This is a genomic window from Streptomyces sp. NPDC096324 (assembly GCF_044763015.1).
Classification (GTDB): Bacteria; Actinomycetota; Actinomycetes; order Streptomycetales; family Streptomycetaceae; genus Streptomyces.
Genome location: NZ_JBIWFK010000008.1, coordinates 533,777 through 560,660 on the forward strand (window position 1 = coordinate 533,777; position 26,884 = coordinate 560,660).

At 71.4% G+C, this 26,884-nt stretch carries 23 protein-coding genes; 12 read left to right on the plus strand and 11 right to left on the minus strand.

Translation table 11 applies throughout. From position 1 onward, the window contains the following. Nucleotides 1-669 precede the first annotated feature (669 nt). From ACIQ7M_RS24850 to ACIQ7M_RS24865, 4 genes are all read left to right on the plus strand, one after another. On the plus strand, nucleotides 670-1,035 hold the full coding sequence (locus ACIQ7M_RS24850; RefSeq protein WP_403648106.1) for a peptidoglycan-binding protein: 366 nt from the start codon (nucleotides 670-672) through the stop codon (nucleotides 1,033-1,035). Nucleotides 1,036-1,211: 176 nt separating this feature from the next. Continuing rightward, complete coding sequence (locus ACIQ7M_RS24855; RefSeq protein ID WP_403648109.1) at nucleotides 1,212-1,889, plus strand: peptidoglycan recognition family protein; 678 nt, start codon at nucleotides 1,212-1,214, stop codon at nucleotides 1,887-1,889. 223 nt (nucleotides 1,890-2,112) lie between these two features. Then, the gene (locus ACIQ7M_RS24860) at nucleotides 2,113-3,027 is read left to right on the plus strand and encodes an ArsR/SmtB family transcription factor (RefSeq protein ID WP_403648112.1); all 915 of its coding nucleotides are present in this window, start codon (nucleotides 2,113-2,115) and stop codon (nucleotides 3,025-3,027) included. Between the two features lie 1,303 nt (nucleotides 3,028-4,330). Further along, nucleotides 4,331-4,819, plus strand: a complete 489-nt coding sequence (locus ACIQ7M_RS24865) for a hypothetical protein (protein WP_403648115.1) — start codon at nucleotides 4,331-4,333, stop codon at nucleotides 4,817-4,819. A 782-nt stretch (nucleotides 4,820-5,601) separates the two neighbouring features. Here the strand turns inward: ACIQ7M_RS24865 and ACIQ7M_RS24870 are convergent. Both ACIQ7M_RS24870 and ACIQ7M_RS24875 read right to left on the minus strand, forming a co-directional pair. Further along, nucleotides 5,602-6,426: a hypothetical protein gene (locus ACIQ7M_RS24870; protein ID WP_403648210.1), complete on the minus strand. Its 825-nt coding sequence runs from the start codon at nucleotides 6,424-6,426 to the stop codon at nucleotides 5,602-5,604. 77 nt (nucleotides 6,427-6,503) lie between these two features. Further along, nucleotides 6,504-7,151 (minus strand): RNA polymerase sigma factor, encoded by a 648-nt coding sequence (locus ACIQ7M_RS24875; protein ID WP_403648118.1) that lies wholly within the window; start codon nucleotides 7,149-7,151, stop codon nucleotides 6,504-6,506. 794 nt (nucleotides 7,152-7,945) lie between these two features. Here ACIQ7M_RS24875 and ACIQ7M_RS24880 point away from each other — a divergent pair. Then, nucleotides 7,946-8,980, plus strand: coding sequence for an NlpC/P60 family protein (locus ACIQ7M_RS24880; protein WP_403648122.1), 1,035 nt, complete (start codon nucleotides 7,946-7,948; stop codon nucleotides 8,978-8,980). A 348-nt stretch (nucleotides 8,981-9,328) separates the two neighbouring features. On the opposite strand, the gene ACIQ7M_RS24885 is transcribed toward ACIQ7M_RS24880, so the two are convergent. The 8 genes from ACIQ7M_RS24885 to ACIQ7M_RS24920 form a co-directional block, all read right to left on the minus strand. After that, the gene (locus tag ACIQ7M_RS24885) at nucleotides 9,329-9,940 is read right to left on the minus strand and encodes a TetR/AcrR family transcriptional regulator (protein WP_403648125.1); all 612 of its coding nucleotides are present in this window, start codon (nucleotides 9,938-9,940) and stop codon (nucleotides 9,329-9,331) included. A 47-nt stretch (nucleotides 9,941-9,987) separates the two neighbouring features. Further along, a complete protein-coding gene (locus ACIQ7M_RS24890; RefSeq protein ID WP_403648128.1) occupies nucleotides 9,988-10,890 on the minus strand; it encodes a 3-hydroxybutyryl-CoA dehydrogenase in 903 nt (300 codons plus the stop codon). 106 nt (nucleotides 10,891-10,996) lie between these two features. Then, on the minus strand, nucleotides 10,997-12,172 hold the full coding sequence (locus ACIQ7M_RS24895; RefSeq protein WP_403648132.1) for an acyl-CoA dehydrogenase family protein: 1,176 nt from the start codon (nucleotides 12,170-12,172) through the stop codon (nucleotides 10,997-10,999). A 38-nt stretch (nucleotides 12,173-12,210) separates the two neighbouring features. Further along, nucleotides 12,211-13,383: an acyl-CoA dehydrogenase family protein gene (locus ACIQ7M_RS24900; protein ID WP_403648135.1), complete on the minus strand. Its 1,173-nt coding sequence runs from the start codon at nucleotides 13,381-13,383 to the stop codon at nucleotides 12,211-12,213. Nucleotides 13,384-13,473: 90 nt separating this feature from the next. Then, a complete protein-coding gene (locus ACIQ7M_RS24905; protein ID WP_403648138.1) occupies nucleotides 13,474-15,528 on the minus strand; it encodes an acetate--CoA ligase family protein in 2,055 nt (684 codons plus the stop codon). A 1-nt stretch (nucleotide 15,529) separates the two neighbouring features. Continuing rightward, nucleotides 15,530-15,721 carry a ferredoxin gene (locus tag ACIQ7M_RS24910; RefSeq protein WP_403648141.1) on the minus strand — a complete coding sequence of 64 codons (192 nt, stop codon included), beginning with the start codon at nucleotides 15,719-15,721 and terminating at the stop codon, nucleotides 15,530-15,532. 61 nt (nucleotides 15,722-15,782) lie between these two features. Continuing rightward, complete coding sequence (locus ACIQ7M_RS24915) at nucleotides 15,783-17,033, minus strand: NADH-ubiquinone oxidoreductase-F iron-sulfur binding region domain-containing protein (RefSeq protein WP_403648144.1); 1,251 nt, start codon at nucleotides 17,031-17,033, stop codon at nucleotides 15,783-15,785. After that, nucleotides 17,030-17,437, minus strand: a complete 408-nt coding sequence (locus ACIQ7M_RS24920) for a hypothetical protein (RefSeq protein ID WP_403648147.1) — start codon at nucleotides 17,435-17,437, stop codon at nucleotides 17,030-17,032. The genes ACIQ7M_RS24915 and ACIQ7M_RS24920 overlap by 4 nt, the downstream gene beginning before the upstream one ends. A gap of 427 nt (nucleotides 17,438-17,864) precedes the next feature. On the opposite strand from ACIQ7M_RS24920, the gene ACIQ7M_RS24925 reads away from it, so the two are divergent. The 7 genes from ACIQ7M_RS24925 (at nucleotide 17,865) to ACIQ7M_RS24955 (ending at nucleotide 25,992) form a co-directional block, all read left to right on the plus strand. Further along, nucleotides 17,865-19,040, plus strand: coding sequence for an aromatic ring-hydroxylating dioxygenase subunit alpha (locus tag ACIQ7M_RS24925; protein ID WP_403648150.1), 1,176 nt, complete (start codon nucleotides 17,865-17,867; stop codon nucleotides 19,038-19,040). 191 nt (nucleotides 19,041-19,231) lie between these two features. Next, nucleotides 19,232-20,356: a spermidine/putrescine ABC transporter substrate-binding protein gene (locus ACIQ7M_RS24930; RefSeq protein ID WP_403648154.1), complete on the plus strand. Its 1,125-nt coding sequence runs from the start codon at nucleotides 19,232-19,234 to the stop codon at nucleotides 20,354-20,356. Nucleotides 20,357-20,359: 3 nt separating this feature from the next. After that, nucleotides 20,360-21,256, plus strand: coding sequence for an ABC transporter permease (locus ACIQ7M_RS24935; RefSeq protein WP_403648156.1), 897 nt, complete (start codon nucleotides 20,360-20,362; stop codon nucleotides 21,254-21,256). Next, nucleotides 21,253-22,143: an ABC transporter permease gene (locus ACIQ7M_RS24940; RefSeq protein ID WP_051900916.1), complete on the plus strand. Its 891-nt coding sequence runs from the start codon at nucleotides 21,253-21,255 to the stop codon at nucleotides 22,141-22,143. Before ACIQ7M_RS24935 ends, ACIQ7M_RS24940 begins: the two co-directional genes overlap by 4 nt. 2 nt (nucleotides 22,144-22,145) lie before the next feature. Continuing rightward, nucleotides 22,146-23,216, plus strand: a complete 1,071-nt coding sequence (locus tag ACIQ7M_RS24945; protein ID WP_403648160.1) for an ABC transporter ATP-binding protein — start codon at nucleotides 22,146-22,148, stop codon at nucleotides 23,214-23,216. Between the two features lie 30 nt (nucleotides 23,217-23,246). Further along, nucleotides 23,247-24,566, plus strand: coding sequence for a flavin monoamine oxidase family protein (locus ACIQ7M_RS24950; protein ID WP_403648163.1), 1,320 nt, complete (start codon nucleotides 23,247-23,249; stop codon nucleotides 24,564-24,566). Continuing rightward, nucleotides 24,559-25,992 (plus strand): aminobutyraldehyde dehydrogenase, encoded by a 1,434-nt coding sequence (locus ACIQ7M_RS24955; protein ID WP_403648166.1) that lies wholly within the window; start codon nucleotides 24,559-24,561, stop codon nucleotides 25,990-25,992. The genes ACIQ7M_RS24950 and ACIQ7M_RS24955 overlap by 8 nt, the downstream gene beginning before the upstream one ends. A 10-nt stretch (nucleotides 25,993-26,002) precedes the next feature. On the opposite strand, the gene ACIQ7M_RS24960 is transcribed toward ACIQ7M_RS24955, so the two are convergent. Next, nucleotides 26,003-26,170: a hypothetical protein gene (locus ACIQ7M_RS24960; RefSeq protein ID WP_403648169.1), complete on the minus strand. Its 168-nt coding sequence runs from the start codon at nucleotides 26,168-26,170 to the stop codon at nucleotides 26,003-26,005. Nucleotides 26,171-26,884 lie beyond the last annotated feature (714 nt).

Here is a 26,884-nt window from a genome sequence, read left to right on the forward strand (position 1 = left end):
ACCATCGGCGTCCACCTCGGCTCCGGCACCAGCTTCGGCGCCAACCAGCCGCTCTCCTCCGGCTGGCAGAACTACCTCGGCCAGCCCGGCCAGGGCACCCTCTCCTTCGAGTAGCGCGGCGGAGCAGCTACCCGGACGGCAATGCGGCGGTGCCCCGATCACCCAGGGTGATCGGGGCACCGCCGCATTCTGGGGCTCACGCCCTCACGCCCAGGTTCCGGTTCGGTCACCGCGGCGGTCAGGCGTGCGCGTAACCGGGAGTCATGGGAGCGGGGCACGTGGGTGGGCTGGACGAACTCGGAGCTGTCCGGACCGGTGCGCTGTCCGGGAATCCCCGCGTCGGCGGGGAGAACACTCAGACCGGAGAGCATCCGTCGTGCCGGTCTGCGCCCTACGCACACACCGGCGGTGCTGACCACACGCGGTCGGATCGACGATCAACTGGGGAAAGTTCCCGGTCCCTCCGGCCGAACCGCCGGCTCCGGGACCGCGCTTCCCGCCCCCGCTCGCCGGGTTGAACGCGCCGCTCGGCCCGGCGACGGGTGTCTCACGCTGCCCCATGGCACCTGAGCTGCCTGTTTTCGGCACAGTCGAATCTCGTGGACGGTGATCGTGTTCACACGCATCCTTACTTTCATCACGATCACCGCACACCTCGGGAGAGACGTCATGCGCACCCATCGCCTCGCTGCTCTGTGCAGCACCGCCGTGCTCGCCGTCGCAGGCATGCTCGTCGGCGCACCCTCCGCAAGCGCTTCGGCCGCCGAGAGCAACTGCAACTACATCGCCGACTCCTCGCGGCCCACGGTCCACCCCGGCGACAACAGCAATGCGGTCAAGCAGGTGCAGTGCCTCATCAACTTCTACAGCAACTACCCGGCCTACATCGACGAAGACGGGGACTACGGCCCGGCAACCGCGGACGGCGTGTACTACGTGCAGACGTGCAACGGCACCACCGGCGGCGCCGACGGCATCGTGGGCTCCAGCACGTGGTCCCGCCTCTACACGCCCAAGCCCGCCTGCGCCCTGTAGCAGCGCCCTCCCGTTGCCCCGGCCCGCCCGCCTCCGCCTTGCGGGAAGCGGGCGGGCCGGGCCGCGAACACACTCACAGGAGGAATCACGCTATGACGGACCCGGATTCGCAGGCCGCACGCCCCCCGGGGGCAGACCCCATTCCGTCCCCAGTACCCCGACGCGTGATCCTCGGCGTGCTCGGAGCCGCCGCGTTGAGCGTGGTGCCCCGCCCGCCCTCGGCGGCGGCCTCGGCCTCGGCCGCGTACACGCTGCTGTCCCGAGCCGCGTGGGGCGCGGACGAGACACTCCGGTACGCGGACGGTACGGAGATCTGGCCGCCCGAGTACTACCCGGTCCAGACCCTCACCGTGCACCACACCGACGACGGGAGCAGCGATCCCGACCCGGCCGCGGTGGTCCGGGCGATCTACCGCAACGACACGGTCGGCAAGGGCTACGGCGACATCGGCTACCACTTCCTGATCGACCGGAACGGCCTGGTGTACGAAGGACGCTGGTCCGGCACCGACGGCACGGCCGCACACGACCCGGCGGGCCGGCTCGTGACCGGCGCGCACGTCCAGGGCTACAACACGGGCAACATCGGAATCGCCCTGCTGGGAACGCTGACGACCACACCCCCCTCGTCCGCCGCCCGCACCGCGCTCGTGCAGCTCCTGGCCGACCTGGCCGCACGGCACGCGCTCGCCCCCACGGGCAAGGTGCTCTACCTCAATCCGGTCAGCGGGGTCAGCCGCGCCGCGCCGGTCATCGGCGGCCACCGCAACTGGGCGGACACCGACTGCCCCGGCACGGTCTTCACCGACCTGCCCGCCATCCGCCGGGAGGTCGCCGCAATCGTCCCGTCATGACCGCCCGGCCCCACAGCGCCAACTGGTCTGTACGAGCCTTGAGTTGACCCGTTTCGATCTTGCTTTCACGGGGGGCGGCGCGGCATTGTCGGCCGCGCCGGGGAAAAGAAACACGCGTGGGGGGACCGTGCTGCGTATCCACTTCACCACAGAGGATCTCGCACGAATCCGCCTTGCCGCCAGACCCGACCCCTTATGGGAGATCGCCGCCAGCCTGCACCGCTTGCAGTCGCAGTTCGGCCGCTGCGCCCACGCCGCCTGGTACCGCGACGCCCGCGAAGCCATCGCCACCCGGCAACTGGGCGCCGAGGTACGCAAACTGCTCTTCCCGCTGTTCCCCCGCGCGACCTACTTCCCCGACTTCCTCACCCCGGCCGAGGCGAGTCACGGATTGGACAGCGGACTCGACGCGATCCTCGACACCCCGCCGGCCAGGGTCCGCCACGAGATCGGTCTCCTCGCCCAGGTCAGAACCGTACCCGCGGATATGTACCGGCTGGCCGACAACGAGGCCCGCGCGAACATGGTCGCGGTGCTGCGCAGATACCACAACGCCGTCATCGCCCCCTACGCCGACCGCATGCAGGCCCGCGTCGACGCCGAGTGCGCCCGCCGGGGACGCGATCTGCTGCACGGCGGAGCCGAGGCGCTGCTCGGCGGACTGAAGCCCGCCATGCGGTGGAAGGCCCCCGTCCTGGAGGTCGAGTACGGGGGAGGCTTGGACCGGGACCTGCACCTGGGCGGCCGCGGGCTGCTCCTGATCCCCTCCTACTTCTGCTGGCAGAAGCCGGTCTCCTTCGCCGACCCGGACCTGCCGCCCGTCCTGCTCTATCCGCCGGCACCGTTCGCTTCCGCGCCCCAGCCCCGCCCGGCCGAGGCGTCGTTGTCGGCACTGCTCGGACGCACCCGCGCCGCGGTACTGCGCACGGTGACCCACGGCGCGACCAACTCCGAGATAGCCCGCGCCGTTTCGGTGTCCACGGCCAACGCCAGCCACCACACCACGGTCCTGCGCGACTCGGGACTCATCGCCAGCCACCGGCACGCGAACACCGTCCTGCACACCCTGACCCCGGCCGGCGCGGCACTCCTGCGCCTCCCCGACCAGGACCGCCGGAGCACCCTGCAGAACAGCTGACGGCCCGAACGGCACCCGTACGGGGGGCGCGGGCCGACGCCCGGCGTCACCTCCGGCGGCGACCTCCGGCGGGTGACGCGGTGTCGGCGACCGACACTACCGGTGTGGCTGTCGGTGGGTGTTGGAACTGCTGGTCGTCCAGGCGCATCCGCATTCGGTACGGTGCCTGGCACAACGGCATGGGGTAGGACGTCCTGCGCCTACCGGCCTCCCCGCTCGTGCTGTGGGACCGGCCGGGGAGGGCGAGCAGCAGGGACGGCGATGACCGTACGAGGCCGCGTGGGTGGTCCGCCAATTCACCTGAGGAGCTCGACCGGCCGGCCCTCGGGGTGCTGCGGGCCGCCCGTGACGCGGCCCGGGAGCTGCGGCGGAACCCTCCGGATCCGGCTCGGCAAACGTGGGCCCTCGGTAAGCCGGCGGGGCAGACACGCGCGATGCCGGGGCCGGACCTGCCGGACTGCCCGCCGGTCGGGGCCGCAGCGCAGGAGGAATTCGTTTGCAGGGCTCTTGCTTTCGCCCTGCACGTGCGGGCGCACAGCTGGGCGCAGGCCGACCTCGGCCCGGGTGGCGTCCCGGGCCGACCTACCGCATCCCGGGGAGAGCCGGGCGGCCCGACGCCTTCGACATCCTCGATCGGCTGATGCTCCCGAACGCGTCGTCAGAGAGCTGGACCGCAGCCTTCGTCACCGACTTGGCCCGCGGCGCGAAAACGCTGGAGGCGGCGGTCAAGCCGGGCAAGTACATCCTGCACCCACCTTCCTGGCCTCACCGACGACGCGACCCGCATCATCGGTGAGGCCCTGCACAACATCAATGTGCGCCGCTTGGAGGAATGGGCCGACTCGCTGCGCCACTTCGTGAAAGCCACCGCCCCATTCCCTCCTCTGGCGCCGTGGGTATCGACCCCAGACGCCGAGGAAGTGGTGTCCGAGCCACCGGACATCGAGTACCACCCAGTACCACCAGGCTTCCCGGGCAAGAGTGAAACCGTGCTGGGAGACATGTCCCTCGTGGCCGAGCCTGATGACTTGGACATCGACATCCCCGGTTGCCGGGACCCTCGCCTGCGTGGCCCTGGGCTGTCCGGATTCTGACCGGACGGCCGGCGCGTACTCGGCACGCGCTCCTCGCGGACAACCGCCTACAGGCGCTCAGTGGTCGATGAGAATGCTCAACCTCCGCTGCGGGCGGGGCACACGTCAGGGATCCCGCGGCGGCGGTCGTGGACCCGGTGCCACGGCCGGCATCAGCTGGTCCCGGGGCCGCTGCCGCGTGGCCGAGGGGCGTCTGCATACTGCTCTTCATGAAAGTCTCGCCCGGCACCCGCATGCACGTGTTGCTCACCATGGTGATGGTGGTGTGCGTGGTGGCCGGCGGGGCCTGCTTCGGTTTCGCTTTCGGCGGCTGGACGGGAGCCGCGGTGGGAGCGGGCACGACGGCTGTGGGCGTTGGGCTCGGGGGCTTCTTCCACAGCCGGATCGCGATGGATCCCCTCCCGGGCGACCGGACCGACGGGGTCCCGGAGGGCATCGCGGACGTGGTTGTCATGGGTGTCGCGCTGTACGAGGCCGCGGTCTTTCCGGTCGTCCCCGGCGGGGTGAGCGAGCGGGAGCAGAGGGCCCGCCGGACCGTGGCGTATCGGCTCGCCGCCTACGACGGCCTTCCCCGCGCTGTTCGGGTCTCGGCGGCCGGTGCGCTGGAGGTCATCGACGAGGGCCTGGACAAACAGCGCGCTCGGACCGCGATGAAAGAACTGTCGCTCGCGGTCTACGACAGCCGCGGCGGTCATTGACCTGTCGTGCCGAGGCGGCGGATCCCCGCGGGCCGCTCGATCAGCGTGCGTTCGCCGAGCCGGTTGCGCAGGTGGGCGACGGCTTGGAGGGCGTGGTGGAAGAAGGCGTCGCCGGTGACGCTGTCACCGGGGGCGGCAGGGGTGCGGTCATGCCGGGGGGCCGAAATGGTTGTCCTGGCGGTGGTGGTTGCCGACCTGGATCGCCGTCGGCCCCAGGAAGACGTTGCCCGACACCCGTGCACCCGGAAGTCACCGGCGGGCCGGGGCAGCGGGACCGGGTACAGGTGCGCAGCTGGCGGTCGCCCTCCATGAAGCTGCCGTAGTGCCCGACCCACGGCGGCGGCTGGCTTCCGGGCGTGTGTGCACGGCCTGACCGGCCGACAGCGCAAGCAGCTCCCCGCTCGTTGTGCGGGTGTACAGGACGAACGTCTGCGCTGCGCGCTGAGGTTCCGCATTGAGACCGTCCTCGCCCGGAGCTGATCAAGCCCCACCGCCCACGGAAGGCGCCCTCCGAGGTCGAGCCGGCGACCGCAGCATGGATCGACTGGTACGGCCACCGCCGACTCCACGGTGCGATCAGGCACGTCCCACCCGTCGCATACGAGACCGACGACTGCAGCGGGACCGGAAAGACCCAGGTCACAGTCAAGATCTGGAGTCTCGATCAAACCCGGAACGGTTCACCATGCCTCAACTGGGGTTGGAAAAGGCTCAATGACCCTGGCCTCACTGTGCCCGGCACATTGCCAAGGCAGCAATGAGGGCCGGTCGAAATGGCCGACCTACTGCTTGTCGGTGAACTGCGGGTCCTTCTTCTGGTTGTAGATCTCCTTGCCGGATGCGTTGTAGGCATGGACGTAGGGGCTCGGTCCCACAAAGTGGGGGCCGGGGTCTTCCGTGGAGAGAGCCGCCGCGTAAACGAATGCACCACCTGCCATGACTGCTCGATATTCTTTCGGGTTGTCGCCGTAGCTGATGGTGATCCTGGCAATGTTGGATGTGTAATGCCCGGCACCCAGCATGAGGTATCGCCCCTTGCCGGCGGGCTCGAGGGTGGAGTCGAAATACTCGATCGAATGACCGGTGCCCCACAGGCGATTGTTGATGAACGTGGGCGGAGAATCCTGGCTGCTGCCCTTGTCGCCCTTCGACTCGCATTGCACATACTGATCGTCGGAGTTGACGGCGACGACCACGCCGTCCCCGTTCTGCGAGGGGATGGGAGCGCGGGCCGCGACCACCGCGTGGTACCGGGATGCATCCGAGCCCAGGCAGGAAGCCAGGATCGTGGCGACGGTCCCGGCGCGGATCGGGGTTGTCGTCCCGCTGGTGATGGTGAACGCGTCCGAGGTGGAAGTCGTGCGCGTCGAGGACGGCGCTGAGCCGGCTCCGGCCGACGTGAAGCCGCGCGTTGTGCTCGGAGTCGGTGACGCGGTGGCGTTCGTAGGGTTTCCGGCAGGATCGGCGAGAAGTGGCTTGGCGCCCCCTACCCCGCTGAAGACGGACATGGCCGCGACACTTACCCCCGCGACGCCGGCGGCAACCCCCAGCGGCACCCCCCACCTGCGTCGCAGCGAAGCACCGTTGTCCTCTGGACCGATCTTCATCAGGAGCTCCTCCCGGATCCGCCGGTGGTTCGGCAGATCACGATCGGAAGGAGCCGCGGGAACGCCCGGCATGTCATTCATCGTGGGACCTCTTCCGCGTTGACAGGACTCTTCGAACTGAACGACGCCAAAACCGTGGCTCCGCCGACGAGGTCGGCCCCCAGCCTCCGCCGCGCGCGGTGCAGTCTGGACTTCACGGTTCCGACCGCCACCTTCAGCGTTGCCGCAGCCGCCTGCTGATCCAGGCCCGACCACACGCAGAGCTCGACGACCTCTCGTTCGTGGCGCGGCAACCGGGCCAACGCCCGGTGGATCTCCGACATACGACGCTCGTCGTCGACCAGGGCGGCGACGCGGTCCGCGTGGTCGCCCACGGACTCGCCATGCGAGACGAGCCGGTGCAGCAACGCCTCGGCCCGCCTCAGCCGCCGCCAGGTGTTCGACAGCAGACGGTCGGCGATGCCGAGCAGCCACGGCAACGCCGAGTCGCGGTCCAGCACCGTCTCCGATCGCCGACGCCAAGCGTGCAAGAACACGGTCGACGTGAGGTCTTCGGCCTCGGACCAGTCGGCCGTCCGCCGGAACAGGTAGTTGTAGACGGTCTTCGCATGGCGGTCGAAGATCCGACCGAACGCCTCCCGGTCGCCGTCGACGGCCCTCGCCCACAGCTCCCGATCAGAGACCCCTCCGACCGGTACAGCGGGACCATCGTTGTTCAGTTCCATGCTCCGTACGTGTCCGGCAACCGGTTGAAGGTTCCCGCTGCGTCAGATTTGTTTCGACGGACTTGGTTCACCCGGTCGGCAACAGCGCTGGTTGGGGTGGCGTGCACGGGCGAGCGGGAGGAGTTTCGCACGGGCTGACCCGGCAGTCATGCCCGGCCGTCGCCGTCTTCCGGGAGCGTACGGTGTCCATGATCAGCCGTGAAGTCAGCAACAGCGCTGGAAACATGGCTGCTGGGAGACTGTCCGCGGGAACGGCGTTCGGCAGCACCTGGAGGCCCAGTCGGTGCCCGCTCTCCCGTGGGCCTGCGTGGAGACGGACGGTGCTCTCGAACGGGCCCTACGATCCGCATGAACAAGTGCCACGCGATGAAAGGCCGGTGGCGTTCACGGTTCGCCGATGCGCGACGGATCGCGGAACTGCTCCGGCGGAACCTGCCCCAAGGAACAAACCTGCCCGACGTTCAGGCAGGACGAGTCTTGATGCCGTCGCAACGAATCTCGACATCCGTCGCGTACGTGCCTGGGAATTCTGACGAGCCGAGAGTGCTGTCTTGACCGGTTGAATCCAAGGTCGGCATCTGACGCCTGCTCGGCAAAAAACTCCGAAGGATGCCGCAACGCGTCTCACTCACTCAATGCCGCTCGTTACAACGCCACTTGCTCTGATGAAGATTGAGTCACTACAGTCCCCATTCGAACCTTCGCTCGGTCGTTCACTCGTTGGGGGTGGCAGTGAAGGGGCACCGCCCGTCGGCGTTTTCGGCAGGCGGCCGGAGGAAAAGGAGTTCGCCTTCGTGGCGTCCCACCGTCGACCCAAACAGCCGAGCCGCACCCGTGTGACCGTGCTCACCACCGCCGCCGCTGCCGCCGTTGTACTGAGCGCGAATGCCGCCAACGCGGCCCCGTCCGGGAAGCCCGACAAGGACGAGGTCAAGACCAAGGTCGACAAGCTCTACGAAGAGGCCGAGCAGGCCACGGAGAAGCTCGACGGCGCCAAGGAGAAGCAGCACAAGCTGCAGAAGGAGATCAGCGCTCTCCAGGACAACGTCGCCCGCGGCCAGGAGGCGCTCAACGAGCTCCGCGACGGCCTCGGTTCGATGGCCAGTGCCCAGTACCGCACCGGCGGCATCGACCCCTCCGTGGCCCTCTTCCTCTCCTCGGACCCGGACGACTTCCTGGACAAGGCCTCGGCCATGGACCAGCTCAGCGCCCAGCAGGTCGAGTCGCTCAAGAAGGTCCAGGAGAAGCAGCGTTCGCTCGCCCAGCAGCGCGCCGAGGCCTCCGCGAAGCTCAAGGACCTCGCCGACACCCGGGCCGAGCTCGCCAAGAAGAAGAAGGAAGTCCAGAGCAAGCTGGGCTCCGCGCAGAAGCTCCTCAACACGCTGACCGCGCAGGAGAAGGCGGCGCTGGCCACCAAGGAGCAGGAGCGGGCCACCCGCGCCGGCGAGCGCGTCGACCTCGGCACAACCAAGGCCGCCTCGGGCCGCGCCGGCGCCGCGTTCGCCGCCGCCCAGAGCGTCATCGGGGCCCCGTACGTGTACACCCACGCCGGTCCCAACTCGTTCGACTGCTCGGGCCTCACCTCCTGGGCCTACGCCCAGGCCGGCGTGACCATACCCCGCACCTCGGAGGCCCAGGCCAACGCGGGCACCCGCATCTACTCGCAGAGCGACCTCCAGGTCGGCGACCTGGTCATCTTCTACGGCGACCAGCACCACGTCGGCCTCTACGCGGGCAACGGCCAGGTGCTGCACGCCCCGCACAGCGGCGCGTTCGTCCGCTACGAGGCGATCGGCAACATGCCCTTCCAGTTCGGCGTCCGGATCTGATCCGTGCCTCGGACCGGGTCAGCGGTGCGGTCGAGACGGCGACCACGCCTGCCATCGCACACCACTGCTGCATCGCCGGCGGGTCGCAACCAGCCGGCGGCTCTGCCCGGCCTTGAGGGTCTGGGAGCGGTCGCCGCCCGCGTCGTGCATGTCCCTCCCCTGTGGCGTGGAGTCCGTGATGGCAGGGGGAGTTGGGGTTCAAGTGACGGATGTACAGACCTGACGTCGGCGCTGGAGAGGCTGGTCTGGACCGGAAGCGGGACAAGCCGATCCAGTCGCACATGGAGATCATGACCCGGCCTCACGTCCGGCCCCGGCGCGGACGGGTGGCGGTCCCGGCCGGGCGGCTCACCCGGCCGGGACCGCCTCCGGCAGACCGAGCGAGGTGGCGGCGTGACGCCACACGGACGCGAGCGCCCCCTCCAGGGTGACCATGGGATCGCGCAGCATCAGGCGGATGCCGTAACCGTCGCTCAGGGACAGTACGAGCGTGGCGAGTTCGTCCACGTCGGTCGGCGTGAACTCACCCGACTCGATGCCCCGCCGCACCGCGCCGCTCACCCACGCGTGCAGCTCGGCGTACAGGTCCACGGCGAACAACCGGGTCGACTCGTCGCGCAGCGCCCGGACCCACAGCTCCTGCCACAGCCGCCAGTCCTGGTGCAACACGTGGTCGGTCGGCAGCAGGCTGCGCAGGATGCGCGCCAGGACGACCGCCGCCGGTGCCGTCTCCGCGTCGCGCTCCACGTCCACGGCCGTGCTGGCGAAGGAGTGGGCCATCGCTTCCGTGAACAGCTTCTCGCGCGTGTCGAAGTGGTAGTGCAGCAGCGCGGTCGACACACCGGCCTGCTCCGCGACCATGCGCATGCGGATCTTCTCGAAGCCGATCTCGGCGATGGCCTCGCACGCCGCGGTCAGGATGCGCTCGCGCGTGTCCGCCGTGCGCACCTTGCTGGACACTCTGCGACTCCCCTCGTCCGGCGGTCGTACACCGCCGCCATTGTCCCTCACGTCCGCTCGGCCCGCGCCACCGCCTCGTGCGCGGATCGCGCCTCGTACGTGTGGAAGCCGCGGCCCGACTTGCGGCCCAGCAGACCGGCCTCCACCATGCGGGACAGCAGCGGGGGCGGGGAGTACGTGGGGTCCCGGAACTCGGCGTAGAGCGACTCGGCGATGGCCCGGGTGGTGTCCAGGCCGATGAGGTCCGTCAGTGCCAGCGGCCCGAGCGGGTGCGCACAACCGAGGACCATGCCGCGGTCGACGTCCTCGACGCTCGCGACGCCCGACTCGACCATGCGGATCGCGGCCAGCAGGTACGGGACGAGCAGCGCGTTCACCACGAAGCCCGCCCGGTCCCGGGTGCGGATGACCTCCTTGCCGAGCGTGCCCGTCACGAAGGCCTCGGCCCGGTCCGCGGTGTCGGCCGAGGTGAGCAGCGACGGGACGAGTTCGACCAGCCGCAGCACCGGCACCGGGTTGAAGAAATGGACGCCGAGGACCCGCTCGGGCCGGCCCGTCGCCGCGGCGAGCTGCACGACCGGGATCGACGAGGTGTTGGTCGCGAGGACGGCGCGTTCGCCGGTGACGACCGTATCGAGCCGGGTGAACACGTCGAGCTTGAGCCGCTCGTCCTCCGCCACCGCCTCGATCACCAGATCCTGGTCGTGCAGGGCCTCGAACTGGTCGGCCACGGTGATCAGCACGGCGGCGGCCTCGCGCCGTTCGGCCGTGAGCCTGCCGTGCGCGACGGCCTTGTCGAGGGAGTGCCCGATGCGCCGCCGGCCCGCGCGGGCCGCTTCGGCGTCGCGTTCCACGACCGTCACCGGCAGGCCGGCGCGCGCGCAGACCTCGGCGATGCCGGCCCCCATCAGGCCGCAGCCGACGACCCCCACGCGTTCGATGTCGGTCATCCGTTGTCCTCTCTGCGTCGAAGGTCCCCGGCGTCCCCGGCACCGGGGAAGCCGGGCACGCACCACGGTCCGCGGGGGCAGGGGCGGGCGGCCGCCCCTGCCGGTGTCATCGGGCGACGGGCAGGTCCAGCACCCCCGGGCCGCGCTTGATGAGCTCGTTGGCGATGATCAGCCGCTGGATCTCGGAGGTGCCCTCCCAGATGCGGTCCACGCGCAGCTCCCGGTAGAGCCGCTCCACGGCGTACGCACGGTCGTAGCCGCGTCCGCCGTGGATCTGCAGGCACCGGTCGATCACCCGGCCCGAGGCCTCGCTGGCGGCGAGCTTGGCGATGGAGGCCTTGGCGTGCAGGGTCTTGCGGTCCTCCGTACCCGCCTGGTCCACCTCCCAGGCCACCTGGTGGGTGTAGGCGCGGTTGACGGCGATGTCCACGGCGCAGTCCGCGAGCATGCCCTGGACCAGCTGGTACGTGGCGATCGGCGCGCCGAACTGCTCGCGCTCCACGGCCCAGTCACGGGACAGCTCCAGGGCCCGCTCGGCCGCGCCGGTGGTACGGGCCGCGATCATCAGGCGCTCCTCGGTGAACCAGGAGCGGGTGATGTCGTACCCCTCGCCGATGCCGCCGAGCACGGCGTCCTCGTCGACCTGGACGTCGGTGAACGTGAACTCGGGGTGCTCGTAGACGAAGGTGTGCATGAAGCGCGGCACGCGCGTCATCTCGATGCCCGGGGTGTCCTTGTCGACCAGGAACAGCGTCGGGGCGCGCTCCGGACCCGCCGCCGCGAGGACGATCATGAAGTCGGCATGGTCGCCGACCGTCACGAACCACTTCTCCCCGTCGAGCACCCACCCCCGGTCGTTCTTCGTCGCCGTGGTGGCGATGTTCTGCGGGTCCGACCCGGCGCCGCGCTCGGTGACCGCGTAGCAGTCCCGGCGCTCGCCCCTGATGACCGGGACCAGGAAACGCTCGCGCTGCTCGGGCGTGCAGAACCGCAGCGCGTTCGCGGGCCGCCACACCATGTCCCACAGGGCGCCTGTCAGTCGTCCCAACTCCTCCTGGACGGTGACCTGTTCGGCGATGGTGAGGCCCGCGCCGCCCCATTCGGCAGGCATGTTGACGGCCTGGAGGCCCGCGTCCAGGACGGCGTCGCGGATCTCGGTGTGCGCGCTCGCGGGCAGCCCGTTGTCCTCCTCGCACCGGTTCTCGTAGGTGGCGATGAAGTCGGTGAGGGCACGCGCGTCGGCCTTGAGCTGTGCCTGGCGCGGGGTGAGGCGGAAGTCCATGGAAGTCCTCGCTGTGTGGTGGTCCGGCGTGGGCGGGGTCAGTGCGTGGGGAGAGCCAGCGCGCCGGTGCCGCGCTTGATGAGCTCGTTGGCGATGATCAGCCGCTGGATCTCGGAGGTGCCCTCCCAGATCCGGTCGACGCGCAGCTCCCGGTAGATGCGCTCGACGGGGTAGGAGCGGTCGTAGCCGCGGCCGCCGAAGATCTGCAGGCACCGGTCGGCGACCCGGCCGGCCGCCTCGCTGGCTGCGAGCTTGGCGGTGGAGGCCTTGGCGTGCAGGGTCTTGCGGTCGGTGTGCGGTTGGTCGGCCTCCCAGGCGACCTGGTGGGTGTAGGCGCGGTTGACGGCGATGTCCACGGCGCAGTCCGCGAGCATCCCCTGGATCAACTGGTAACTGGCGATGGGGGCGCCGAACTGCTCGCGCTCCACGGCCCAGTCACGGGCCAGCTGGAGGGCCCGCTCCGCGGCGCCGACGGTGCGCGCCGCGATCATCAGGCGCTCGTCGGTGAACCACTCCTTGGTCAGTTCGTAGCCGTTGCCGACGCCGCCGAGCACGTCCTCGTCGGCCACGAAGACGTCGGTGAAGGTGAACTCGGGATGCCCGTTGACGGCGGAGTGCATGAAACGCGGCACGCGGGTCATCTCGACGCCGGGAGCGGCCTTGTCCACGAAGAACAGCGTGGGCAGCCGCTCGGGGCCCGCGTCCGCCTGCACCAGCAGGAAGTCGGCGATGTCGCCGCAGGTGACGAACCACTTCTCGCCGTTCAGCAGCCAGCCGCCCTCGGCGCGCGTGGCCGTGGAGGTGCCGGAGGACGGGTCGGATCCGGCGCCCGGTTCGGTGACGGCGAACGCGTCGAACCTCTCCCCGCGGATCACGGGCAGCAGGTACTTCTCGCGCTGCCGCTCGTCGCCCTGGGCCAGGACGTTCGCGGGCCGCCAGGGAATGTCCCACAGGCAGTTGGTGGCCTTGCCGAACTCCTCCTCGACGATGACCTGGTCGAGCAGGCTGAGCCCGGCGCCGCCCCATGCGGCGGGCATGTTGATGGCGTAGACGCCGGCGTCTATCGCGGCCCGGGTCAGTTCGGTGACCAGCTCCTGCGGCAGGGGACCGCCGGCCTGCTCGGACTGGTCCTCGTAGCGCATCAGCAGCCGGGCGTAGTCGGCCGCGCGCCGCTTCAGGTCGGACTGTTCGGGGGTGTAGCGCATGTCCATGGTGACCACCTCTTCGGTCGGGGAGGGCGGGGACGGGCGGGGCGCCCGGGCGGGTACGGGGTGTCGCTCGGGCGGGTAAGGGGGTGTCGCTCAGTCGAGGACGGCGCGCGAGTCCAGGGCGAGCGCACCGCGGGGGCCGACGAGGAGCGGGTTCACCTCCAGCTCGGCGATCTCCGGGTGGGCGGCGGCGAACGCGGTGATCGTCTCGATGGCCGCGGCGGCCGCCGCGACGTCGACGGGAGGCCGGCCGCGCACCCCGTCGAGCAGTGCGGCGGTGCGCAGTCCGCGCAGCAGGTCCAGGGCGCGGCCGGCGGTCACCGGCGCCAGGGTGAAGGCGACGTCGCGCAGCGACTCGGCGAGCACCCCGCCCAGGCCGACCATGGCGACCGGGCCGAACCGCGGATCGCGGTTGACGCCGACGATCAGCTCGATGCCGTCGGACAGGTCCGCCATGGCCTCCACGGAGTAGGCGGGCGCGCCGAGCCGGGCGTGCATCTCGCGGAAGGCGGCCAGCACCTCGTCGGTCCCGGCCAGACCGAGGGCCACACCGCCCGCGTCCGACTTGTGCAGCAGGTGCAGGGCCTTGAGCACGTACGGGCCGGGGAACCCGGCGACGGCGGCGAGCAGTTCGGACTCGTCGTGGACCTCCCGGGCGGCGGGGAAGGCGAGGCCGGCCGCTTCGAGGGCCGCGCGGATCCGCGTGTACCCGGTCTCCTCCATCGGCGCGGCGGGCAGGGGGAGGGGGACGATGCCGGGCGCGGGACGGCCGGCCACCGTGGCGGCGAGGGCACGCGCGGCGTCCTCGGTGGCGTCGAAGACGGGGATGCCGGCGGCCGCGAGGGTGCGGCAGCTGGGGGAGCCGGGATACATCGACTGCACCACCAGCGGTTTGGCGCTGGCGCTGTGCCGGGCGGCGATGAGCCGTGCCGCCTCCCGCTCCCCGTCCGCCAGCGCCGTACCGCCGCCGCCGAGACCGCCCTCGGAGGCCGCGTAGCCGCCGAAGTAGCCGGTCATCAGCACGGCGTCGACCTCCTCGGCCGCGAGCAGCGCCTCGACGGTCGCCGCGTACGAACCGGGGTCCTGCTCGCCCATGCCCGCCAGGTCCACGGGGTTGGCGACGGCCGACTGCTCCCACAGCACCTCGCGCAGCCGCTCCCGGGCCGGCGCGCCGATCTCCGGCACCGAGAGTCCCGCGGCCTCCACGGCGTCGGCGGCGATCACGCCGTGGCCCCCGCCGTCGGTGAGGACGGCGACCCGGCGGCCGGCACCGCGGCGCGGTCCGGCCGACGCGGCGAGCACGACGGTGAGTTCGCGCGGGGTGGCGACCAGTTCCACGCCGGCGTCCCGGCAGGCCGCCGTCACCACGTCGGCCGAGGTGGTCAGCGCCCCGGTGTGCGACTGCGCGCTGCGCGCCGAGGCGTCGCCGCGCCCGGCGGTGAGCAGCACCACCGGCTTGCCGGCCACGGCCGCGGCCTCGGCGAAGGCACGTCCGTCCGCGAAGTCCTCGGCGTAGACCGCGATCGCCCGGGTGTCCTCGTGCCGGGCGCAGTCCGCGAGCAGGTCGACGAGGGTGACGTCGGCCTGGTTGCCCAGCGACACGAACCGGGAGAAGCCGAGGCCGTGCGGGGCGAAGCGCAGCTGGAGTTCGAGGGCGAGGTTGCCGCTCTGGCTCAGGAGCGCCACGCCGCCGGGCGTGAAGGTGTCGGATGCCAGGAAGAGGTCCGTCGTGTTGTCGGCGATCCCCAGGCAGTTGGGGCCGACCATGACGGCTCCCGCGGCCCGCACCCGTTCGGCGACGGCCTGCTGGCGTGCCCGGCCGGCGGCGCCGGTCTCCGCGAAGCCGGCGGTGATCGCGACGATCGCGCGTGCCCCGCACTCCAGGGCCTCGTCGACGGCCGCCTCGAACCCGGCGGCGGGCACGCAGACCACGGCCAGGTCGACCGGTTCACCGATCGCGCTCAGGCTCGGTGCGGCGGTGCGGCCGAGCACCGTACCGCCCCGCCGGTTGACCAGATGGACGGGACGGCGACCGTTCGCGCGGACGGCCTGGGCGGCTATGGCGTGGCCGTACTTGGCGGGGTCGTCGCTGGCGCCGACCACGGCGACGGAGATCGGGTCGAAGAGGGCCGAGAGGTCACGTCCCATGTCACTTCACCAGCCGCAGCGCGGAGTTGGGGCAGGCGGCGACGGCGGCCGCGGCGGCGTCCTCGCCGCCCGGCGGCACGGACGTCCCGACCACTTGCGCGTAACCGAAGTCGTCGAGGTCGATCAGCCCGGGCGCGGGTTCGCGGCACAGGCCGTAGCCCTGGCAGAGAGTGGCGTCCAGCAGCAGTTTCATGGTGCGGCCCTTGTCTGGGAGGGGAGGGGAGCGGAGCGAGGGGGGTGCGGGGGAGGGCGTGTCAGGGCACGGCCACCAGGAATCGGCGTCCGTCCTCGGGGGCCGCCGCGCCGGCGCAGCCGGGACAGTCCCGGTGTTCGTCGAGACGGTCGGGGAAATGGGTGAGGAGGCTGGCGGCGATCCGCGCGGCGGCGTCCAGGAGTCCGCAGGCCCCGCGTCCGGGCAACTGCCCGGACCAGCGCCGCAGCCTGTCCGGAGTACCCGGGTCGGCCGTGCCGCGGGCGACGGCGGACAGGGCCCCGGCGAGCGCCCCGGTGCCGGAGACGCACACCCCGCACTGCCGGGCGCTCTGGGCGGCGAGATAGGCCGTCGCCTCGCTCGCGACGCCGACCGGGCAGTCCCCGGGGTGCAGGAAGTACAGGGCCCCGCAGCCGAGTGCGCCACCGGCCGCGCGCAGCCCCTCCAGGTCGAGCGGCAGGTCCGCCCAGCCCGCGCCGTGCAGTCCGCCGAACAGTCCCCCCAGCAGCACGGCCTCGGCCTTGCCGTGCCCCCAGGCGTCGGCGAGGGCGTCCAGGCGGGTACCGGCGGGGACCTCGGCCAGGGCCGAACGGCCGTCGGACCCGGACAGGGTGACCAGATGGGCGCCGACGACCTCGGCGGCGGCCTCGGGCCGGGAGTGCAGCAGGGCGACGCGGGCCAGTGTCTCCACGTTGGCGACCAGGGTCGGCGCCCCGCCGACGCCGCGTTCGAAGGGGCGCGGGGGTTTGGCCGTAGGCAGCGCCGGACCGCCGTCGATCCGCCGTACGACCGCGCTCTCCTCCCCGGCGACGTAGGAGTGGGGCGTGCGTACGACGTCCACCCGCAGGCCGGCGGGCCGCTCGGCGAGGGCCCGCAGCACGGCCTGCTCGGCCTGGGCGTCGGAGAGGTAGACGCAGCCGCGCCCGGCACCGGTCACGGCGGCCGCCAGGCGCAGGCCGTCCAGCACCAGGTGCGGCCGGTACCGCAGCAGCCAGCGGTCCTTCACGGAGCCCGGCTCGCCCTCCTCGCCGTTGGCCACGACGACGGGCGTGCCGGGAGCGTCGCGGACGGCGCGCAGCTTGACGGCCGCGGGGAATCCGGCGCCGCCCCGGCCGCGCAGCCCCGCCGCGCCGATCCGGTCGAGCAGCGTGCCGGGAGCGGACGCCGGCGCGTACCCGCCGGCGGCGAGGTAGCGGGAGGAGTCCTCGTACGAGGAAGAGCCCGCGGCGCTGCCGGGCGACTGGGGGAGCAGCCCGTGCCGCCCGTCGGGGAGTAGGGAGAATACGCCGGTCATACGGTGCTCCAGTGCTCGCCGCGGCGGGATCTCAGGCGGTCCACCGCGCGTTCCAGGGCCTGCCGCTGGGCCGTGGTCCGGTCGTAGCCGGAGCCGGGCAGGCCGATCAGCATCCGGTGGTGGTCGAGGACCACCTCACCGGCCAGCAGCGCCGGTCCGGGACCGGCCGGCCCCGGCTCCTCGGCGGCGGCCACCACCAGGTCGGTCACCTCGCCCAGGTAGCGCAGCCAGCCGCGCTGCGTGCCGCGCAGTACCAGCCGCTCGACGTGCCGTCTCTCCTCGGCCACGAGGACCGACGGCGGCCGGCCGGCCGCCGGGGCCCGCAGCGCGGCCACGGCCAAGGGCAGTTGCTGTTCGGGCTCCGGCGTGAGACCGAGCCATGCCAGATGTCGGCGAGCGCTCATGTGCGTGCCTCCGGGGGCGCTGCCCGCTCCCGGCGGGGGAGCGGTGTGGCGCGGCGACGGCGTGACGGGGGATGCTCCACCGCTCGCTGTGCGTGGCGGGGAGCCGTGCGGAGTACCGGCCGGGGCCGTGTACCGCGTGACGTGCGGCTGTCCTGATCGGGAGGGCCGGGCTGCGCGGATCGGATCGGTGGTCCGCGGGCGGCCGGGACGCCCCACCGCTGTCCCTGCGGGGTCGGCCGGTCCGCCTGCAGCGAGACTAACTAACTAATTAGTCAGCCCACAAGACTTGACTTGTCACCGCGCCGGTCCCAGTCTGACTAACCAATTAGTCAGCCGGATCCCGCGGATCCCCATGGGGAACCCGCGGCCCATCCCGGTGACAGCCTCACCGCCCATCGCCGCCCCGCGCGGCGCGGAGGAGGACTTCATGAATCCCTCGACCACCCGGACGGCCACCGCGCCGCCCGGTCCGCCGAGCGAGACCCCCGATCACCCCGGCGAGGCCCTGCCCGCCCGCTACTACACGGATCCGGCCATCGCGGCCGCGGAGACCGAACGCGTCTTCGCCAAGTCCTGGCAGCTCGTCTGCCACGAGTCCGACCTCCCCGGCCCGGGCGCCCGGCTGACGGCCACCGCCGCCGGCCGCGAGGTCCTGGTCGTGCGCACCGAGGACGGCGGCCTCGCCGCCCACCTCAACGTCTGCCGCCACCGCGGAACCCGCCTGGTCACCGGCCCGGAGCCGGAGGGCAAGGCGATCCGCTGCCCGTACCACGGCTGGACCTACAAGCTCGACGGACGCCTCGTCGGCGCCCCCGAGGCGCGCCGGATCCCCTGCCTGGACAAGCCCCGGCTCGGACTGCACCCGGTCAACGTGGAGTCCTTCCTCGGCTTCGTCTTCGTCAACCTCGACCTGGAGGCCACCCCGCTCGCCGAGACCTGCGCAGGGCTCGCCGAGGCCGTCGGCCACTACGCGGGACCCGGCCTCACACCGGTCGGCAAGCACCGCATCCACGACGTCACCGCCGGCGAACAGCAGAACGCCAACTGGAAGGTGATCGTCGACAACTACCTGGAGGGCTACCACGTCCCCGTCGCCCACCCCGCGCTGATGCGACTGCTCGACTACCAGGCGTACACGGTGGACGTCCAGGAGCACTACGTCCTGTTCGAGTCACCGCTGCGGGACAAGCCCTCCTCGAACTGGACGGAACGCCTCTACCAGCGGCTCGCCACCCCGATGCCCGGGCTGACCGAGGCCGACCGGCGGGTCTGGCGTTACGCCGTGATCTACCCCAACACGCTCATCGACTTCTACCCTGACCACGTGCTCGCGTGGACCGCCTTCCCCACCGCCCAGGACCGGGTGGCGATCCCGGGCGCCTTCTACACCCGGCACGGGGAGAGCCTGCGCACCAGGATCGCCCGGCGGCTCAACATCCACATCGGCTGGGTCACCAACGACGAGGACGCCGAGCTGGTCGAACGCGTACAGGCCGGCCTGTCCACGCCGGGGTTCGAGCCCGGCCCGCTCTCGCACCGCGAGGCCGCGGTCGGCTGGTTCGCCCGCCGGATCCGCCGCGACCTGGAGGAGGACGGCCGATGACGCCCCGCCGTCCCGCGACCGGGCCCCACCGGCGCGTCGCGCTCCTCCCGGCCGGCTTACCCCGGCACCGCTGACGCACGTCCGTACCCTTTCCAGACCGGTCTTCACTACGGAGTCACAGGGCCTCCGTGAGCCGACCAGCCGGTCCCGCCCTGGACTGTCGTGCCGTTCCTCGACGGAGAGGACGCTCCATGTCCCCCGAGGTACCACCACCGACCCGACGCGCCCTGCTGCGGGCGGGCGCCGGCGGCCTACTGGGCGCCGCGGTCGGAGGCTGCGGGTTCATGCCCGCCAGAACACCCGACGACAAGGACCTGGCCCCGGTCCGCGCACGCGTCGACGGCGATCTCGTCTACTTCAACTGGGCCGACTACGTCGACCCGTCCGTCTTCAAGGGGTTCGAGAAGGAGTACGGCGTCAGCGTCGTCCAGTCGAACTTCGACTCGATGGAAGGCATGGTCGCCAAGCTCAACGCCGGCAACCGCTACGACATCATCTTCCCCAGCGCCAAGTGGGCCCAGCGGCTGGCCCGCGGCGGCCGGCTGCGCCGGATCGACCACACGCAGCTCAGCCACGCCAAGGACGTGTTCGGCGCCTCCTCCTACTTCGCCGACCCCTGGTACGACCCCGGCTCCGCGCACACCGTCCCCTTCACCGCCTACAAGACCGGCATCGGCTGGCGGCGCGACCGGATCGGCGAGCTGACCGGATCCTGGAAGGACCTGTGGAGCGACCGGGCCAGGGGCAAGGTCTTCCTGCTGGACGACCGTGACGAGGTCCTCGGCATGGGAGCCCTGGAACTCGGCCTCGACGTCAGCACCGGCGACCCGGCCGACCTCGACCGCATCACCGGGCTGCTGGGCACCCTGCGCCCACGGCTGCGCGGCTTCTCCAGCGACAGCTACAACAACCTGCTCAACGGGAACGCCGTCATCACCCAGGCCTGGAGCGGCGACATGGCCGCCATGCTCAATCAGGCCAAGGACCCCTCCGTGTTCGGCTTCCAGGCGCCCAAGGAGGGGACACCGATCAACTCCGACTGCTACGCCATCCCCTGGAACGCCGCGCACCCCGGCACCGCGATGCTGTTCATCGACTACATGCTCCGGCCGGAGAACGTGAAGAAGAACATCGAGTACATCGGCTACCCCATGCCGGTGGCCGGCTCCGAGAAGATCTACGCCGAACTCGTCAAACCCTTCCCCGAGTGCCTCGTCACCGAGGCCGACCTCAAGGCCGACCTGTTCTTCCGTAACGGGAGCCACGCGGCCGAGGACGCGCGCGACACCGCCTGGACCCATGTGAAGGCGGGCTGAGACATGGCACCGACGCGTCACCCCTCGCGCCCCCGCCGCGGCCCGGACGCCACCGGCACCCGCATGTGGACCTGGTTCATGCTCCCCGGCACCCTCTGGATGACCGGGTTCCTGATCGCCTCCCTGGTGCTGGTCGCCGTCCTCACCGTCGGCACCACCGACGAGCTCGGCAACCCCCGCTTCGGGTTCGACCTCTCCAGCATCCGCGCCCTGGCCGACCCCGCCTACACCGAGGTACTGGCACGCTCCCTCGGCTACGCCCTGCTGACCTGCGTGATCTGCCTGCTGATCGCCTACCCGGTGGCGTACACCATCGCCCTGCACGGCGGCCGCTGGAAACACGCGCTCATCGCCGCGATCGTCGTGCCGTTCTTCGCCAACTATCTCGTCCGCATGTACGGCTGGTCGGTGCTCCTGTCCGACGACGGACCGTTGCTGCGGGCCCTGCGCGCCGTGGGACTGGCGGACGACGACACGAAGATCCTCAACACCGGCGTCGGCGTGATCGCGGGACTCGTCTACGGATTCGTCGTCTTCATGATCATCCCGCTGTACGCGGCCCTGGAGCGGCTCGACGTCTCCCTCATCGAGGCCGGCCGCGACCTCTACGGCGGCCCCGTGCGGACCTTCCTCCACGTCACCCTGCCCGCCACCCGGCAGGGCGCGGCGGCCGGACTGGTCCTCGTCTTCCTGCCCGCCATGGGCGATTTCGTCAGCGCGCAACTGATGGGCGGACCGGACCAGATCATGATCGGCAACCTCATCCAGGACAAGTTCTTCCAGGGCCAGAACTGGCCGCTCGGATCCGCGCTCACCATGCTGCTCATGCTCGTCCTGCTGGTCGGGATGCTCGGCTACCTCAGGCGCACCCGCAAGGACGAGGCGGAGGCCCGCCGATGACCCAGCTCAGCCCGCCCGCCACCACCGCGTCCCCCGCACCCGACCGGCCCGCCGCACGCACCCGCACCCGACGCGGCCGCGCCGACCGCAAGCCCCGCGTCCTCGTCGCCGTCACCGCGCTCTTCTTCGCGCTGCTCTACCTGCCCATCGCCGTGGTGACGCTGTTCTCCTTCAACTCCCAGAAATCCCTCACCGTCTTCAGCGGGTTCAGCCTGCGCTGGTACCGTGCCTTCGCCCACGACGACGTCCTGATCTCCTCGCTGGGCACGAGCCTGCGCATCTCCCTGGTGGCGACGGCCGGTTCGATCGTCCTCGGTGTCGCCCTGGCCCTAGGACTGGTCCGTAGCCGCACCCGGCTCGGCTCACTGGCCGGCCTGATCATGCTCGTACCGCTCATCACCCCCGAGATCGTCACCGGCGTCGCGTCGATGCTCCTGTTCAAGGGCCTGGGCGTGACCCTGTCCACCGGCACGGTGATGGTCTCGGAGATCACCTTCTCCATCTCCTACGTCACCGTGATCCTCCGCTCCCGGGTCGCGGCCCTGAACCCCGAGGTGGAGGAGGCCGCGATGGACCTCGGGGCCACCCGCTGGCAGGCGGTGCGCCTGGTCACCCTGCCCGCCCTGCTGCCCGCGGTGCTCGCCAGCGCCGTACTGATCTTCGCGCTCGTCTTCGACGACTTCGTCCTCGCCTACTTCACCACCGGCGTCGACCCCCAGCCGCTGTCGGTGCGGATCTACTCGGCGATCCGCTTCGGGGTGCAGCCCACCATCAACGCCGTCGGCACGCTGATGCTCGCCGGATCCATCGGCCTGATCGCCCTGGCCCTCTTCATTCCGCGCCTGTTCGGCCGCCGCGGCGGCCTCGACATCCTCTCCGGGAGCTGACCATGGACGAGACCCACGCCGTCCGCCTCACCGGCGTCTCCAAGCGGTTCGCGGACACCTACGCCGTCCGCGACCTGAACCTCGACATCGAGGCCGGCCTCTTCTTCTCCCTGCTCGGCCCCTCCGGCTGCGGCAAGACCACCTCACTGCGCATGATCGGCGGCTTCACCGATCCCACGGAGGGATCGGTGCTGCTCGCGGGCGAAGACGTGACCGCGCTGCCGCCGAACAAGCGCAACGTCAACACCGTCTTCCAGAGCTACGCGCTGTTCGACCACCTCAGCATCGCCGACAACGTCGCCTTCGGCCTCAAGCGCAAGGGCGTCGAGAAGGCGGAGACCCGGCGCCGCGTCGGCGAGATGCTGGAACTGGTCCAGCTCGACGGCTTCGCCGGGCGCAAGCCCCGCACTCTCTCCGGCGGCCAGCGCCAGCGCGTCGCCCTCGCCCGCGCCCTCGTCAACCGGCCGGCCGTCCTCCTGCTCGACGAACCGCTCGCGGCCCTCGACCTGAAGCTGCGCCGCCAGATGCAGGTGGAGCTCAAGCAGATCCAGCGCGAGGTCGGCATCACCTTCGTCTTCGTCACCCACGATCAGGACGAGGCACTGACCATGTCGGACCGGATCTGCGTCATGAACGAGGGCCGCGTCGAGCAGTGCGGCACCCCCGAGGACGTGTACGAGCACCCCGCCAGCCGCTTCGTCGCCTCCTTCATGGGCACTTCCAACCTGATGACCGGCACCTACCGCGGCGGCGAGGTCACCCTCGACCAGGGACCCGCCCTGCCCGTCGGCCCCCGAGCCGCCATCGCCGACGGAACCCCGGTCAGTGTCTCCGTACGCCCCGAGAAGGTCTGGCTGTCCGACTTCGAACCGGGCATGCCGGTGCTGCGCGGAGTCATCCGCGACACCGTCTACAGCGGCCCCACCACCACCTATCTGATCGAACTCGCGCCCGGCGTCACCCTGTCCGTGCTGGAGCAGAACACGGCGCGCGCCCGCATGGAGGACCGCTGGAGCGGCGGCGAGACGGTCCAGTTCGGCTGGCGGCCCGAGCACTGCCTCGTCCTCGCCTGACCGCCCCCACCCGATCTGAAAGCGAAACCGATGCATCACGACGTGATCGTTCTCGGCGCCGGTCTGGCCGGGCTCGCCGCCGCCCGGGACCTGGCCGCCGCCGGCACCGACGTGCTCGTCCTGGAGGCCAGGGACCGGGTCGGCGGCCGGGTCGAACAGGCCCGCCTCCCCGACGGCCGCACCGTCCAGCTCGGCGGGGAGGTCGTCGGCCGCGCCCACACCGCCTACCTCGACCTCGCCGCGGAACTGGGACTCAAGCTGGTGCCCAGCTACGTGGCCGAGCCCGGCCGGATGCTCCGCGCCACGCCGGAGGGCAGCTCCGCCGGTGAACCGCCGCACTGGTTCGGCGACGGCGACGCGGCCCTCCACGCCCGGCTCGGCGCAGAGTTCGCCGCCCTGGCCGCCACCGTCGACCCCGGCTCCCCTTGGTCGCACCCGGACGCGGTAGCCCTGGACCGGCTGTCCGTGGGCGCCTGGCTTCGCTCACGACACGCCACCCCCGCCGTCGTCCGCCTGTGGGAGATCGGCCAGCTGGCCCTCGCCGGAGGCTCCTACGAGCGGATCTCCCTGTTGGCCGCACTGCGCAAGAGCGCCGCCGTTCCCGCGTCCGGCCCGGGCGACTACGACTACGACGACTGGGAAGGGCTGCGGCTCGCCGAGGGCTCGGCGACCCTGGCCGAGGTGATGGGCCGCGAGCTCGGCCCGCGCGTCCGCCTCGGCTCACCGGTCGCCGCCCTCGACGTACGCCCCGGCCGCTGCACCGTCCGCCTCGTCACCGGGGAGGTCCTCACCGCCGGGGCCGTTGTGAGCGCCCTGCCCGTGGGGCCGCTGCGGTCCGTCGCCGTCAGCGGCGTGAGCGAGGCGCGCCTCGCCTCCCTGCACCGGCAACGGCAGGCGACGGCGGCCAAGTTCGCCGCCGTCTACGACCGTCCCTTCTGGCGCGCGGACAATCTGAACGGCCTCTCCGAGTCCGAGGGCGTCCTCGGCAGCACCTGGCCCCAGAACGAAGGCGTCCTGTCCGCACTGGTCCCGCCGGAGCGCTACGGCGTCCTGCTGGGCACCCCGCCCCAGCTGCGCACCCCCGAACTGCTCGCCGAGATCGCCGGCCTGTACGGCGACGAGGCCCGCCGACCGCTCGCCTGCTACCTGCGGCTGTGGGGCAGCGACCCCTGGACACAGGGCTACGTCACCCAGTGGCCGCCGGGCGAGGTGATGGCCGTGGGTCCCTCGCACGGCACCCACGAACCCCCGTTCTACGTCTGCGGATCCGACCAGTGGGTCGCCGGATACATGGAAGGCGCCGTCCGCACCGGCCGCGCCGCAGCGAAGGAGGCACTGCTCCGTGGCTGACAACGCCCGCACGGCAACCGTCCTCAACCACATCGGCGGCAAGGAGACACCCGCCGCGTCGGGCGCCACCCTGCGCCTGATCGACCCGGCCACCGGACGCCTCCACGGCACCGCTCCGCTCTCCGGCACCGATGACGTCGACGACGCCTGCCGCGCGGCCGAGAACGCCCAGCACGTGTGGTCGGCCACCACCCCGCAGCAGCGCCAGGGCGCGCTGCTGCGCATCGCCGACGCGCTGGAGCGGCACGCCGACGCCGTGGCGAGCGCCGAGGTCGCCGACACCGGCAAACCCCGTACCCTCTTCCTCGCCGACGAACTGCCCGCGATCGTCGACGTGCTGCGCTACTTCGCCGGCGCCGCGCGCAACCTGCCCGGCGCCGCGGCCGCCGAGTACACCCCCGGCCGCACCTCCGTGCTGCGCCGGGAACCCATCGGCGTCTGCGCGCAGATCACCCCGTGGAACTACCCGCTGATGATGGCCGTGTGGAAGATCTCCCCCGCGCTCGCCGCCGGCAACACCGTCGTCCTCAAACCGTCCGACAGCACGCCCTCCTCCGCCACGCTCCTGGCCCGGCTGGCAGCCGAGCACCTGCCGCCCGGTGTGCTCAACGTCGTCTGCGGCGACCGTGACGCAGGCCGCCTGCTGGTCGCCCATCCCGCCGTGCGGCTCGTCGCCCTCACCGGGAGCGTCCGCGCCGGACAGCAGATCGCCGCAGCCGCGGCCGCCGACCTCAAACGGCTCCACCTGGAGCTCGGCGGCAACGCGCCCGTGCTGATCCACGAGGACGCCGACCTGGACGACGCCGTGGGACAGCTGTCGTCGCTGGCCTTCTACAACGCCGGCCAGGACTGCACCGCCGCCACCAGGGTCCTGGTCCACCACCGGATCCACGACGCCTTCCTCGACGCCTTCGCCGAACGGGCCGCCCAGCAGGTTCCCGGCGGCCCCGACGACCCGGACGCCGACTTCGGCCCGCTCAACAACGCGGCCCAGCTCGCCTCCGTACGCCGTCTGCTGGAGACCCTGCCCGACCATGCCGAGGTCGTCACGGGAGGCGCGCAGCTCGACCGGCCCGGGTACTTCCACCAGGCCACGGTGGTCGCGGGGGTGCGCCAGGACGACGAGATCGTGCAGAGCGAGGTGTTCGGTCCGGTCGTGACGGTCCAGCCGTTCACCGACGAGTCCGAGGCCTTCGAACTGGCCAACGCCGTACCGCAGGGACTCGCCGCCAGCGTCTGGACACGCGATCACGACCGGGCCATGCGCGCGAGCCGCGCCCTGCGTACCGGGATCGTCTGGGTCAACACCCACGGCACCACGGTGTCGGAGATGCCGCACGGAGGCGTACGGCACTCCGGTCACGGCAGCGATCTGTCGCTCACCGGGCTGCTCGACTACACCCAGGTCAAGCACGTCATGCTGTGACGGGCCGCCCTCACCCGTCGTCGCCCGACCGGTTCGCGTGGCGCCGCCTGCTCCTGCCGGCGGTGTCCAGCAGCTCGCCCAGGGTGAGCGTCACGGTCGCCACGACGCGGGCCCGGCGCGGTCCGCCGCGCTCGGCCCGGAAGACACAGACACATCCGCCCACGACGAGTGCCGGCACACTCGGCAGCAGCCGCGCCCACCGTGGTCCGCACCGCCACCAACGGCGGGACGACAGGCCACAAACTCAGCACCCTGCTCACCGACCCCTCGGCACGGCGAACACCTCGGTGGACCGGTCCACCGGACGGACCGTCACACGCAGAGCCTCCAAGCCCTACGGGAAAACGCGCGGTGCCAAGCCGGCGAGCCGGCCCAACGAGCGCGGCTACTCGGCTCGGGCAACGTGACCACCGCCCCCAACACGCAGGCGGAGTAAACTCCGCAAGCTCCAACGGGGCCGGATACACCGGAGCCCTCCCCGCCGCCGCCAACGGTGACTCCAACCAACTCGTGCGCAAGGGCAACGAGTGAGGCCAGAGCCGACTCTCGCGGCTCCGACCGGCTGAAACGGTGCACGAACCGCCCATGCACAGCGCCCAGTTCACCCGCCCACACACGCACATCAGCAAGGTCCCCACCCATACCCACACCAGCGAGCGGCCTGGCCAGCAGTCACGGTAGGCACCGTTGCAGTATTAGAGATCGTCTCGTTTGGTTCTCCAAGCAGCTTGGAGGGTGCCTGCGGCTGTCGTGGCGCGCAGGGTCACATACCGCGGTCCGGCCCGCTCCACGGCTCTGGCCGTTCGTCAGCGGTCATCGGGAGTCGGCGCAGCTGTACCGGGCCGGGGTAGAAGGCGGAGGTGTTGGGGCCGGCCATGTCTTCGCCGATGAG